This window comes from Paenibacillus gyeongsangnamensis (assembly GCF_027533625.1).
GTDB classification, from domain to species: Bacteria; Bacillota; Bacilli; order Paenibacillales; family NBRC-103111; genus Paenibacillus_G; species Paenibacillus_G gyeongsangnamensis.
On record NZ_JAQAGZ010000029.1, the window covers coordinates 1 to 13,417 of the forward strand.

Genomic DNA, 13,417 nt, shown 5'->3' on the forward strand with positions numbered 1-13,417 from the left:
TTGTGCTACATGGGTTTCTTTCGCTATATCGATTCCCACAATTAGGTGAGTGGTGGAAATTCGTTCGATCCGTTGATTTTGAGCGTCTGATTGTTTAAACTTCATAAAAGAGCGCCTCCTTGATGGTGTTGGGTTTAACCCGTTGACAGACCCATCATACCGAGGCGCTCCTTTTTTTTCAAAGTCCATTTCTTAGGACTAACAGGAATGTTTAGCTTAAAAAATTGGCATTCTCAAACCCCGGCACTTTTTTGCCTCTAATTTTTTTATTCACTCATAATCCTTCAAAGGATCAACTACTTCTTGAGCCGGAGCAGCCTGATCCATCGAATCAATATACGTCTTGGGCTTCACCTGAGGCGGCTCAGGCCGGGAATGGCCATACAGCCGAACATAAATCTGCTCAATCTCTTCACCGGTCAGATCGCCCCGCTTGAGCAGTTCCTCCGCAATAGCGTGTACGAAGTCGGCATGCTCCCGTACCAGCTTCTTCACTTGGAGCATTTGATCCTTCAGCAGCACGTTGATCTTGGGCCGGAGCGCTTTAAGAGCATCGGCCCGGGAGCCTCCAGACGCAAGCCAACTGAACAGCTCGTCGCCCATGCCGACCATTCCCAGGTAGGCACCGGCCATCTCTGTAGCCTGCTGTAGGTCGGAGGTGACACCGTTTAATTTCTTCTCAAGGAACTCCTCTTCTACCGCCCGCGCGGCTAGACAGACTTGGATCTCCGCCAAGATCTCGCTGTCGCTGCGGTTATACCGCTCTTGGGTCGGCTTCGTAGCAGCAAGACCAAGTGCGCCGCCCCGACGGATAATCGTCACTTTCCAGACCCGTTCGTGGGGCTTCAGCAGATACTGAGCCACCGCATGACCGGCCTCATGATAGGCCACATTTCGCTTCTCGTCCTGGCTCATGGAGCGAAGAGGCTGTTTAAGGCCCCATTCATATGTCTCCATCGCAGCGCGGAAATCTTCATAGCTTGCAGTCTGCGCCCCCCGCTGGTGCGCGATCACGACCGATTCGTTGACGATATGTCTGATCTGTGCGGGACTGTAGCCGATTGTATCGAGAGCCGCCCGTTCGGGGGTTAGAGTAGGATCCCGCCTCACCTTCTGCAGATAATATTGGAAGACATCCACCCGTCCATCATAGTCAGGAGCATCGACCCAAAGCTGACGGTCAAAGCGGCCGGGTCGGAGCAGTGCATGATCAAGGACGTCCGGCAGATTCGTCGCTGCGACGGTCAGCACAGCCAGCCGCTCAGCCTTCTTACGCCGCAGCCCGAGTGACCGGAGCAGCTTGGCAATTCGTGAATTATCCATATTCGGCGGATCCATCTGCAGAAGCAGCTCGTTGAGCAGGCCGGTGCCGCCGCCCATACCCATACCGAATAACGCTCCTCCTCCGGCCCCCTGCCGGTTCATACCGATGGCGTCAATCTCATCGATGAAGATAATACAGGCGCCGTACACTCTCGCCAATTTCCGGGCCTTCTTGTAGAGGCTCATCACCTTCAAGTTGCCGACGCCGAAAAACATGTTTTGAAAGCTAGGCGCGGACGCATAGGCAAAGGGCACCTGCGCTTCGTTGGCAATCACTTGAGCCAGGTAGGATTTGCCTGTGCCGGGAGGTCCGCAGAGCAGCAATCCCCGGATAGCCTCCCCGCCCATCTCCTTGAATTCCTTCACTCCCTTGAGTAGGGTCACGATCCGCTTGGCATTATCAACAATCTCAGGGTTGCCGCGGTAATCATCCCAGTTGGTTCCAGTCTCGCCAGGCAGAATCCAGTACGTCCGTCCCCTAGCCAAGAACCAGAATAGAGCTACAAATTGAATGATGACGAACAGAATGGCTAAAAACAGCTGCAGTATAACGCCGGCAACACTTAACGCGATATCCCAATAGGTCGGCCCTCCTGCCCACAACAGCACGCCTAAAATAACGAGGGCTGCAAGCCTGAGAAGGAATGTACGCCACCTGATCCATTGATATCTCCTCATGGCCTCACTTCCTTTTCAGATAGCATTGGATTATTCTATGAAAAATCAACATTAGAAATGACTCGAGTTTCGCGTAGGAAGGCGATCGAACGAAAACCTTTCACAATTGTTACAATCCCATATCCGGTGGACCTTCGGTGCGCAGTGAAACTAGGATTACAGCATTAAATCGCGGAAACGGAGTTTTCGCAAATCTTTTCAATCTCCCCTTCCTTGTTTTTAATCACTATAACATTTTTAAGAGCTTTTGTAGAATGGAATAAATATTTCTAATGTTAATAATAGCTGATCCACGGCGTTTTATCGTGTTTACATAATAAATATTACGTATACTAAATAGGTCGAAGTTCCGGATTAAAAACCGACGCTTTTTGAGAAGCGATCTGTGAAAATATAATCAAATGCTTCCATATGCTTAATATGAAGAGTTTAGTGGGAATCCGCTTGATCTGTATCGGTTCCGTCATCCTGTTCCTAATCGGAGTCGTTTGGACGCTTGTCCTCTCCCGGGGTACGTAAGGTCGATGCAGAGTATCTGGAGAAAAGCTGATAACAAAGGAAAACCGCCAACGGGTTCGATTGGCGGGTTTTTATCCTGCTTATTGCTGCTTAGGCGGTTTATTGTAGCCTCTATCTCCGTAGGGCTGCAATTTTTCAAGCCACGGCTTTTATCATCAAAAGAACAATGGTCAGCCAAATCATCGTAGACGCGCCTATTCTAATTGTACAGACGGCACTGACAAGCAAGCCTAACATGAGTAACAGCTGTGGAGCCGCCGGCATCGCCAGACTTCGGTTCCTCCGCGTCACAGGGAAGCGACGATAATACAAGTGACGACCCTAGGGACAGAACTGCCGTCAAGCTCAGAGTACGTTAATTCCACACTGTATAAAATAAACGGTTTTGGTGCAACTATTAAAATGGATCAAAGATAGTCGCCTTATTGTTGTTTGATTATGCTGTTAAACCAAACATTTTATTGATTAATTGTACTGCAGAAAGGACATACGAATGAATGCATTCGACCTGCCCTTTCTTTATCATATGCATGACTTCGATTCCGGCAATTGTTTTCTCTGCAGTATTAAAAGACTTAAATCCCATCATTAGTTTAATAACTTTCTTTATGAATCGATGGTCTTGTTCAATTATGTTGTTTAGATATTTCTGTTGTCGTAGTAATGTTTCTTGATTCAAGGCTTTCTCGTCTTTCAATTGTTGGACTGCGATAGGGTAAGCTGGATTTTTATCGACGGTGATCACACGCGGCGATTGATTGTGTGGTGAGGTCAACGTTTTCTTGAAGAATCGTCTGGCCGCGGAAGTATCTCGATTTTCAGAAAGCATGAAATCAATCGTATTTCCGTTTGAATCCACTGCCCTGTAAAGATATTTCCATTGTCCTTTGACTTTGATGTAGGTTTCATCCGTTCGGTAGGAATCGTTGGTCGGTTTTAGAAAGGGACGAATTCGCTTGTCTAATTCCGGCCCAAATTGGTGAACCCATCGCATGATGGTTGTATGAGCCATGTGTAGTCCTCGTTCTTCCATCATCTCCACTAGATTACGATAACTAAGGCTATATTTTAAATACCATCTTATTGTCAGCAAGATAATCTCTGATTCATACTGCTTCCACTTAAACAAATCTAATTCCGTTTCCAATGTAATATCTCCATCTCATGACTTCATTTCAATCATGTTATCATGGATTTAAGAGCTTTGCACCACAACATCTCTTTTGTCAGCGCCTGCGAATCGTTATCCTTTAAGATGAATACATATTTACCCACTCTAATATCCTCCCTGAACATGAACGATTAATCCGGAAAAATCCGCCTTTCTCTTTAAGCATAAAATAAACATAGTCAAAGCAGCCGCTCCGACTACATTTTCCGAACTCTGAATCGCACTTTACGCTTTTCCCCGAATCGGAGCCGAATCGAAAGCGCCGACATTCTGCTTAATTCCCAGTACGATCCCCTCGTCTTCCATACGGCAAACGACCGAATAGCCGAACGGCGTTTCTACAATACGGAAGGTCAACTCCAAGGTGTCCGGATCGCGCCATGTAAAGCTGGATGCGATACGGCGTTCGATTCCTTGCCGAATGCTGGAAGCTCCGTTCACCCACACTCCCCGCCCGCAACGAATCGCATGCTCGCCATCGTTGTTCTGAATGACGACTGCGGCTTCGTCATTGTTAAACCTGATGGAGAAAGTGTTCCACCCTTCTCCATTGTCGTCAAGCTTGAATACTTTACCGGAAATCGTTTGCTCACGCGGAGAATCGTGCTGCTCACGAGGCAGATTCATCGCCAGGCCCTCCAATTGCGCTTTCAGCGCGGAGGCCGCTTCATCGTTCGCGGGAAGCGAACCCGGCTGCATGGCCGGAAGCAGAAGCTCCCATACCAGATTCAACACGGCCTGCATATCGCTCGTTCCGCTGGTGAACGCTACTACCGCATCCTGCTCCGGCATTACGATACAGAACTGCCCGAGATATCCGTCGCCGCGATAGGCGCCGTGCCGGCACCGCCAGAACTGGTAGCCGTAGCCTTGCGCCCAGTCGGTATTATTGTTGTTGTTCGAGATTTGCTTGGATGTCGCTTCCTCCACCCACGCTTCCGACAGTATGCGGCGTCCGTTCCAGACCCCTTTCTGCAAATACAGTTGCCCGAATTTGGCGATGTCCTCGGTTGTGATGTTTAATCCCCAACCTCCGAAATGAATGCCCATCGGGCAAGCTTCCCACGTCGCGCCTATAATATCAAGCGGCTGCATAAGGCGCGGCTGCAAATAATCCAGCAGCTTTTCTCCGCTTACCTTCTGCAGAATGGCGGACAGCATGTAAGTGGCCGCGCTGTTATAGACGAAATGAGTTCCCGGTTCATGCTCTACCGGCGCGTGTAAGAATGCCTCCACCCAATTGCCTCTTGGATGCTCCCGCATCCGCGGCTCCTCGGAGTGCCCGGTGCCCATCATTAACAAATGGCGAATTTGCATGGCGGATAAATTCGGGGATACTTCCCTCGGCGCCTCGACCGGGAAAAACGAAACGACCCGATCGTCGAGAGTCAGCAGCCCCTCCCCCACGGCGAGCCCGATGGCGGTAGAGGTGAAGCTCTTGCTGAGCGAGTACATCGCATGCGGAAGGTCCGCCGCATACGGAGACCACCAGCCTTCGGCTGCGACATGGCCATGCCTGACCAGCATGAAGCTGTGCAGCTCCATCGTTTGCTGCTTATGTACCGCTTTCAAAAAATCCGCAATGGCCGTTGAAGAAATACCTTGGGCTTCAGGTACGCTTCTAGGCAAAACTTGACGATTTTCCATATTATCTCTCCTCTTTTTTACTTAAACATTGGTAACTGCTCTTTGAGAATCTTAAGATTCAATAGAAATTTGCGAAAGCCACTTGACATTTGGAAAGTCGCCAAATAATCGCGAAGGATACCTTTTTAAACCGGTATATTCATTACTTTCACTCATTGTTTTCGTATATGGCCGTATCAATGATAGCGGTTTCTTTTTATGATTCGAGTTGATGATACCGATATGGATTGAAGCGACGGATTGCGATTCGGGATAACGGTCGGCGCGTTCATTATTACAATATATGCTTCTTCGCACCCGATAAGCATGAACGCGAACCGTTATCCGAATCGCCTTTCGCTGCAAAATGTCCGGTTTTTATTTCACAAATTTTTGAAATGCTTGATCCTGTAAAGACCCCGGTAAAATTTGCACAAATTCCAAGCTGTTGCCGTCCAGATCGCGGGTAAAAAAGAACTTGCTGCCGGATTTGCCGAGCCTCGGCTCTCCGTCCGTATAAACTCCCTTTTCTTTCAAGTTCTTATACAAACTGTCTACATCGTCCGTTTCGAAACAGACATGAATGAAGCCTGCGGTTGAACCGTTTGCCGGAAGCCGTTCGGTTCCGTTTCCAATCAGTTCCAGAAATTGCCTGTCCTTGATCTGTATGGCGACCAAGCCTACATTCCCGTTATCATCCGTCATACGAAAAAGTTCCGTGAATCCAAAATTGTCGGCGTAATATTGCACCGCCGCTTCAATATCCCGTACGCGAATCGCAAGATGGCCAAAAGAAGTCTGCATCATTATCGTTACTCCTTCAAAAAATTGAATTTATTCCTTATCGAACCTTTCATGAAACAAACATATATGAACAACATAATACTATTATACATATTGCTAGCGATGGGATAAAGTACTAGTATTACGTTTTCCTGAATCCGTGAGAAACGCATGGCAGGTTTCGATATTCCTGCTTTCCGCCAGTATCTTCTTCAATTTAAAAACAAGGCTGCTTCGAATTTGGTTTCAAAACAGCCTTGCTCAAGTTCCCAGATCTCTCCTGGCGGCTCGCCTCTCTCTTTCTTCTTGTTTATGCACAGCTGGTCTCAATATTTTCGGCGCGCTAGCTTATGACTGTGGCGATCGCTGGGATCCGGAAGTAGGAATTTGGTTGGTCGCTGCAGCTTACGGATGGAAGTTATGCCGGGGTTTGTGAATTTGTACCGGCTAAGTCACGGCAGGCCCTATTTCAAATCACTAAACAGCTGGTGAGGTCGGAGAATCAGAATTGGTATTATCTCGATCCGCTTATCCGGTGCCGCGTGAAATATCAATGCTTGACCCGATCCGGACTGCTACGAACGCCAAGCTTTGTTGACTTTGTGTTTGAATCGGCAGCCTCGGTTTCTTAATGTATAAATTTTGTCGCCGGTGGGCCATATTGTTTTGACGATATGTACACGAACCGATGTAAATCTGTATTGCTGTCGTGATGGGCTATCTTTATCTATTCTGAATTTTTCTGCTTCAACAACAATTCAAGTTTTCGCTTTGGAACGCTTATGCTTCCAAATTACTGTTGCAAACTTATGCTTACAAAACGAAAAAGTCCTTGGTATATTCGAGGCCACTGAAAAAGTCCGTCTCATGAGAAAGGTATAGTCCCTCAAAAAAATTGAGGAGGCTGTACCTTTTTTCGCTTATAATTAAGGCATAATGGGAAGTGGGTGAGCGAATGATTCGTTAACAACAAACCTTGGTTTTAAGTCCTTATGCAGAACTGTATAACATCGTGGTGCAAAGGACAATATGTTGCGTCAAATCAACGAATTGGTAGATTTCACTTTTATATACGAGGAACTGAAAGATAAATACTGCCTGGATAACGGCCGCAACGCGATCGATCCAATCCGTATGTTCAATATTTACATGAGTTATGCAGTTCGTTTAAATTATTGGAAACTGCTCTTTGAAAACCAGCGCATGTCAAGTTGGTCGGGCCAGAATTGACTGAATAGATTTGCAAATTGCCGTGCTTGTATATCAAAATCAACATAGACTCGCTCTTCTCCCTTATGGGTTTGGATACGTATCTGACAACGAGTGTGGAACAGGCAGCTAACCATTTCGCCGTGGGTGCAGCCTTCATCAACACTCGTTTTTTCTTTATTCAATTGCCATAGCGCGTAAGAAAGCAGCGTCTCAGCAGCAAACAGCAGTTCGAAATGCGCGTGATGATGGGCTTCGGAAGTGGAATGGCATTGTTCGAAACCCAGTTCTTGTTTGATCGTCCTAAAGAAGTCCTCGATTCTCCAACGTTTTACATATGTTTCCAATGCTTTGAATGGAACGTCATGGCGATTGCTGATGATGAGATAAGCCCCGCGGTAGGTTGCGGGAGACTCGTTTTCCGAATCGCTATCACGATGCTCTGTCGTCTTTTCATCTTCTTTTAAACGCATGGCGACCACGGCGGCGACAGAAACAAACCGCATTTTCTTAACCTGCCCCTTCCGATTCGTAACCGTGTAGGGTAATTTCATATAAATGTTAGGTATCGCAATGCCAACATGACCGGACAATCCGAGCTTTAACAAGTCTTTGAAGACAGCCTTGATCAGCATGACCGACGTTACCGGAACAAAACGTTCCCGCCGAGTTCCTGGTTCGATGATTCGTTGATACAATGCCGTGTTCCGCTTGGCTTTGGTAACCCAGTCAAAGCCATTCTCCATGAGAAAGATGAAAAATTCTTTGCATAAAAACCAACGGTCCATCGCAATCCATAGTCGGCGCAAGACGTTTTCGCGAAGCATCGTCAGCATCTGACGAGCTAAATCGAGCTTGGTTAGTCCTGTTTCGTCTTCACCGCGTTTATGCCAAACGGCATAAAACAGCGGATATTCAAGTCCTGACTACAGGACCGCTTGTAAAACAACGAGGTTCATGCCCCATACATGGATTTTGCGAGCATGATCGTATAGCCAACAGAGAAACGGAAGGGCTTTTGCATAGTGATGCGCGGCAAGCGTATCATCCAAGTTGACGACATCACCATCCTGAAGTTTCGTGTCTGCATCTTCCTGAAGCCGGGCGACTCGTTTTTTGCCGAACGTGCGCCAAGCAAATGGTGCAGTCAGAAACCGGCTTAACGCACATTGCGTGATCTTCTGCACAGAAACCATCGCTTTCAGTAAGGCATCTTTCCCCGCCAGCTTAGCTGTCTGAAAAACAGACGAACAATGTGCAATAAGGCCAACCACATAGAGAAAAGCAAGTAACCATGAAGGAGTACCGGAGCGTTTTATAATGCCGGATTGGGTTAACAGCAAGGAAAAATCAAATTGATCCCACAGTTTCCGAAAAATCGGCGCATCTGCGCATTCTCCTTGAGAAAGGTCTTTAAATCGCGGACTTTGCAGCGTTTTCATTGGATAATCACCTATGTATCTTGAAGATATACCGGTTAAAAAGGTATCCTTCGCGATTATTAGGCGAATTTCCGAATGTCAAGTGGTTTTCGTAAATTTCTAGTAATTTTTTGTGGATCTTAAGTTTTCAAAGAGCAATTACCAATGTTTAACTCGAATGCATAACTCATGAAAAACAACAAAGACGCCTAGGAACCTAAAGAACCCAGACGTCAATCCATCAATTAATTCAAATGGTGATTATCTTTCTTGATTGAGTAGTTACTGTTACTCGGACATGCGTTGCTCCTAATTTTTTGATTCTGGATACGGCTGGTCTCCTTTGATCCCTTTCCAAAGTTCACGGTTGTGCGAATCTGCTGATCCGGTATCTGGTTTGGAGAAATCATCTGATGCTTGTGAACTTTGGGTTGCAGCCGGAGCCGGAGCCGGTTGTCCATTGAGCTGATCAAGCGGATATTTTGGTTGCTCAACTGAATACGATTTAAAGTTCGGATGGTTGGTAAATGCGTTAAGCATCGGAATTGCTGCAGCGTCAAATTGAGTCATTGGCTTCATGCCTAAGATCATTTCCACTGTCCTGACCATGGATACTTGACTATATAAGGTACTATCCACTTTTCCTGTTTGGGTATATGGACTGATGACTAATGCTTCCGTGCGAGAAGCGCTCACGTGATCAGGACCATCTTGGGGATCGTCTTCTACTACAACGATCGCCGTATCTTTCCAATACTTCGAGTGACTCACCGTATCTACGAGTTTCCCAAGGGCATAATCATTAGTTGCTACATATGCTTGAGGTGTCCGTTTCCCTGGCGCAGTGAAAGCAGTGTGATCATCTGGTAAATATACCGTCTCGAGTTGAGGCAGGTTTCCATTCTGATCAAATTGTTTAAACTCATTTTCCCATTCGTTGTAGCGTGTCAAGTCGCTTGTATTGATGTCCCAACCCGCATAATTAGGGTCAAAATTATTTCCAATGGAAGGATCATCCGGTGTCCGTCCCTTAGTTTTGTCATAACTCGACCACCAATTGATATACTCGCCATAATCACGGAAGGATACTCCTGATCTATTCGCGTTCGCCCAGATTCTTCCTTCCTTTGTATTGATTGCTTCAGGATCCAATTGTGACTTACGGCTGAAAGAATAATCTATAGGCCACCCCTTTTCCATATGATCATTGGATTGGGCGGCAGTTACCCATTCATGCCCATTATCACTAACCTCTCCATTAGAATAAAAATTATCAAGGAGTACAAACTGATTGGCTAGTTTGTGAAGGTTCGGCGTAACGTCTTTGCCAAATAATGTTAAATTAGGGTCGCCGTTGCCCTTCCCCATATCACCAAATACTTGATCGTAAGTACGGTTCTCTTTGACCACATAAATGACATGTTTTATTGGAGAATGTTGGTCAGCATATTGTGGGATTGGGAAATCATTATTACCATTCAGCTTGCTAAACCATCCTTCGCCTTCTGCCTTGTAAACTTTGTTATTGTCCTCGACTTGTCTTGTATATTCCTTCAGTTGTTGATTATCAGGTAAATCAATAAAGGACATTGTACCCTTTACTAAACTTCCAATATATTGAGACTCGGGAGTCCAAAGATTAAACGTATGCTTCGGATTCGGACCTGCCCCCAGACCTTTTGCATTTAAAACCATAAGTTTCCCATCCCCGCTAAGATAGACGCCGGTTGGATACCATGCTGTGGGAATGAGACCTTTTACCGTCGCTTCTGTACGAGTTGCTCCATCACCGAGATCGACTACGGCAATATCATTATTACCTGCATTTGCTACGTAAAGTGTCTTCCCATCCTGACTAACCGCCAGAGCATCAGGTGTACTCCCTGTTGGTGCATTTCGATATGGAGCAAGGGAGATAGTTTGAACCACTTGCTGCGATTGGGAATCCACAACAGAAATTTCATCAGAATCCGAATTTGCTGCATACACTAACCCGTTTACTGGGTTTTCAGCTAAAGCATTTGGATGTAACCCTACGGAAATTGTTTTTTTAACTGTTAAACTCTTTATATCTAAGACGCTTACACTGCTCTCTCCCCAGTTGGTGACATATAACGAATTTCCGTCATGACTGACAAGCACCATGTATGGATCCTTCCCAACAGGAATGGTTGCAGAGATCTGACCTGAAGAGAGATCAATTTGAGAGACAGATTTATTCATATTGTTAGCTACGTATAAGAACTTACCGTCTGGAGATACAGTAACTCCCGTGGGATAGAAATTCGTATTATTTTGATCCTTCATAAGAATTGGTGATTGTTCTGTAAGGGTGCCATTATCGAAGTTATAAACACGAATCTTCTGGTTATCACCAGCAGAAGCATACAATTTCTTTCCATCAGGACTAAAAGCTACACCAATATACAGAGATTCAGGACTGTTATAAGAAATTGTTTGGACCACTTTTTCTTGTTTTATGTCCACTACTTGTAAAGATTGAGGCCCCACACCATCATTTGACACTATTAAATACTGATGATCCGGACTGACCACACCCCCAAATGGCTTTTCTCCCAAGCTCAGTTGTTTTCCGGCAGGTGTAACTGTCCAACCAAGAGGAGTAACCCCTGTGCCATTCGCTTGCGGGCCTGCTACTACATTATAGGCGGCAAAAGCAGTGCTTGAGCCAAGAAGCAATGTCGCTAATGTAGTTGCAATTAACTTTTTGCTTACTTTTACTTTTTTCATCCTGTTTTCTCCTTTAATAGGTTAGTGTACAACAGATTAAAACCTGATTTTAATAAACCTTCCATTCTAACGGCTTTATACACCTCCCAATTAATACTGCTATATCACTTTCATACTTCACCTGTAATTCGACATCATTTTATAGATGGAATTAGATAAAATACTGTAGAAATGACATTGATAAAAGTCTAACGTTGCTGTCGTTTTCATTAATTATCACTGATGTGACAGAACCGTATTAAATAATTTCGCTTAACTGTAACATTTAAAATGGGTATAATTACATAAGATTTTGTAAACGATCGCCCGTTAAAATTGGAAATACTTCTCTCGTGCTTAAGAACCTGCTGCAACTGAAACAAAATGTTTTGCTATAGCATTCGCTCGATAAATCACCTGTTATTTTGAAGTAATACCTTATGAAAAAGGCGTCCTTCGCAATATTGTGGCGTTTTCCAAATGTCAAGTAATTCTTTGATTCTATTCGTTCTTTTTCATGACAATCTTGAGCTTTACCATAATCTAACTTCAACTGCATAACTCATGTAATATAATAATAAATAAATAAATAAATAAATTTGCCAACTTCGCCACTTTCGCAAGGGCGATTGCATGCGTACGAAGCTGCGGCACCTCAATATCCTTAACGGTTTGAAACAAGCCGCTTTGGTGGTCGATCAACAAGAGAGCAGTGTCGCTCACCTCCAACCATAAAAAGCCATCCCATATGCATATGCGGGATGGCTTTTTATGACTTCAGAATGCTATTATACTGAGATGGATGCTGCAGCCGCTTGTAACGCATGTATCACCTTGTCGCACCAAATATCGAATTCTCTATCTTCCTTTTGATACTCAGGATGCGCTAAGATGTATTTCACCGTTTGCTTTACCCCTTGGTCAAAGCGGGTTGATGCAACAAAATCGGGAACTAGTCTTTTCAGCTTGGAATTATCGAAAACGACAGAGTGCGCCTTATCCCCTAACAATCCTTCCTGATTACCCTCTTTGCTGCATGCAGCCAGAAGCTCCGATGAAACATGGACCGCTTGAAGCTTTACCCCAAGAGCATCGGCTATCGCGTCGTATATTTGATTCCAAGTAAGGCTTTCATCGGAAGTAATGTGGACGGATTCCCCAATTGCATGAATATTGCCCATTAAACCGATGAACCCTTTTGCAACATCGCTATTGTGTGTCATCGTCCAAAGGGAAGTTCCGTCTCCGTGAATGATCACGGGTTTGTTATCCAGCATGCGTCTTGCAACCTGCCAAGATCCATTTCTGCCATGTACGCCAAGCGGTATAGAACGCTCATCATAGGTGTGACTAGGCCTCACGATCGTAATAGGGAAGCCTTCATCACGGTATTTCTTCATCAAATATTCTTCGCAAGCGATCTTGTTTCTGGAATATTCCCAATAGGGATTGGATAGTGGAGTGCTTTCTGTAATCCGATAATCGGACAGAGGTTTTTGGTATGCAGAAGCAGAACTAATAAAGATAAACTGCTTCGTTTTACCCTCAAACAAACGGTAGTCTCTTTCCAACTGCGCAGGATGAAAGGCTATAAAATCCGCAACGACATCAAAGTTCGAGTTTTTGAGAAGCTGTGATACTTTTTCTGCGTCATTAATATCCGCTTGAAGAATGTTAACGTTAGCCGGAAGGCTCTCGTTTCGATTGCCCCTATTCAGGAGATATAGATCACATCCTTTTTCCGATAGCTGCTTTGTGATTGCCGAACTAATGATTCCCGTTCCTCCAATAAATAGAGCTTTCATATCACACCTCCACAAAGAATTTAAAGGTAGCTCATGTCCTTTATACAGACACTATTTATATTCTCTATGGAGTTTCGTACTCCTTTATGCTTCAACGAAAAAGCAGACCCTAGCGGCAGTCTGCTCAATATCACTTTAGATTCTAGGTGAGT

The 13,417-nt window shown here is 45.2% G+C and carries 8 protein-coding genes and 1 pseudogene; 1 reads left to right on the forward strand and 8 read right to left on the reverse strand.

The genetic code is table 11. From position 1 onward, the window contains the following. Window positions 1-270: 270 nt before the first annotated feature. From O9H85_RS32095 to O9H85_RS32115, 4 genes are all read right to left on the reverse strand, one after another. Window positions 271-2,001: an AAA family ATPase gene (locus O9H85_RS32095; protein WP_269885454.1), complete on the reverse strand. Its 1,731-nt coding sequence runs from the start codon at window positions 1,999-2,001 to the stop codon at window positions 271-273. A gap of 955 nt (window positions 2,002-2,956) precedes the next feature. Then, window positions 2,957-3,667 carry an IS6 family transposase gene (locus O9H85_RS32105; protein WP_269885455.1) on the reverse strand — a complete coding sequence of 237 codons (711 nt, stop codon included), beginning with the start codon at window positions 3,665-3,667 and terminating at the stop codon, window positions 2,957-2,959. A gap of 249 nt (window positions 3,668-3,916) precedes the next feature. Beyond that, entirely contained in the window at window positions 3,917-5,338 is a 1,422-nt protein-coding gene (locus O9H85_RS32110) for a serine hydrolase domain-containing protein (RefSeq protein WP_269885456.1), read from the reverse strand. 357 nt (window positions 5,339-5,695) lie between these two features. Next, a complete protein-coding gene (locus tag O9H85_RS32115; RefSeq protein ID WP_269885457.1) occupies window positions 5,696-6,124 on the reverse strand; it encodes a VOC family protein in 429 nt (142 codons plus the stop codon). 952 nt (window positions 6,125-7,076) lie between these two features. Between O9H85_RS32115 and O9H85_RS32120 the strand changes: the two are divergent. Continuing rightward, window positions 7,077-7,240, forward strand: a pseudogene (locus O9H85_RS32120) (IS5/IS1182 family transposase); the annotation flags it as partial. Between the two features lie 32 nt (window positions 7,241-7,272). On the opposite strand, the gene O9H85_RS32125 reads toward O9H85_RS32120, so the two are convergent. The 4 genes from O9H85_RS32125 to O9H85_RS32140 all read right to left on the reverse strand — a co-directional run bounded on the left by O9H85_RS32125 (window position 7,273) and on the right by O9H85_RS32140 (window position 13,265). Continuing rightward, window positions 7,273-8,217, reverse strand: a complete 945-nt coding sequence (locus tag O9H85_RS32125; RefSeq protein WP_333474293.1) for a transposase — start codon at window positions 8,215-8,217, stop codon at window positions 7,273-7,275. 18 nt (window positions 8,218-8,235) lie between these two features. Next, on the reverse strand, window positions 8,236-8,751 hold the full coding sequence (locus O9H85_RS32130; RefSeq protein WP_269885459.1) for a hypothetical protein: 516 nt from the start codon (window positions 8,749-8,751) through the stop codon (window positions 8,236-8,238). Window positions 8,752-9,039: 288 nt separating this feature from the next. Beyond that, a complete protein-coding gene (locus O9H85_RS32135; protein WP_269885460.1) occupies window positions 9,040-11,481 on the reverse strand; it encodes a bifunctional YncE family protein/alkaline phosphatase family protein in 2,442 nt (813 codons plus the stop codon). A 767-nt stretch (window positions 11,482-12,248) separates the two neighbouring features. Next, on the reverse strand, window positions 12,249-13,265 hold the full coding sequence (locus tag O9H85_RS32140; protein WP_269885461.1) for an SDR family oxidoreductase: 1,017 nt from the start codon (window positions 13,263-13,265) through the stop codon (window positions 12,249-12,251). Window positions 13,266-13,417: the final 152 nt, after the last annotated feature.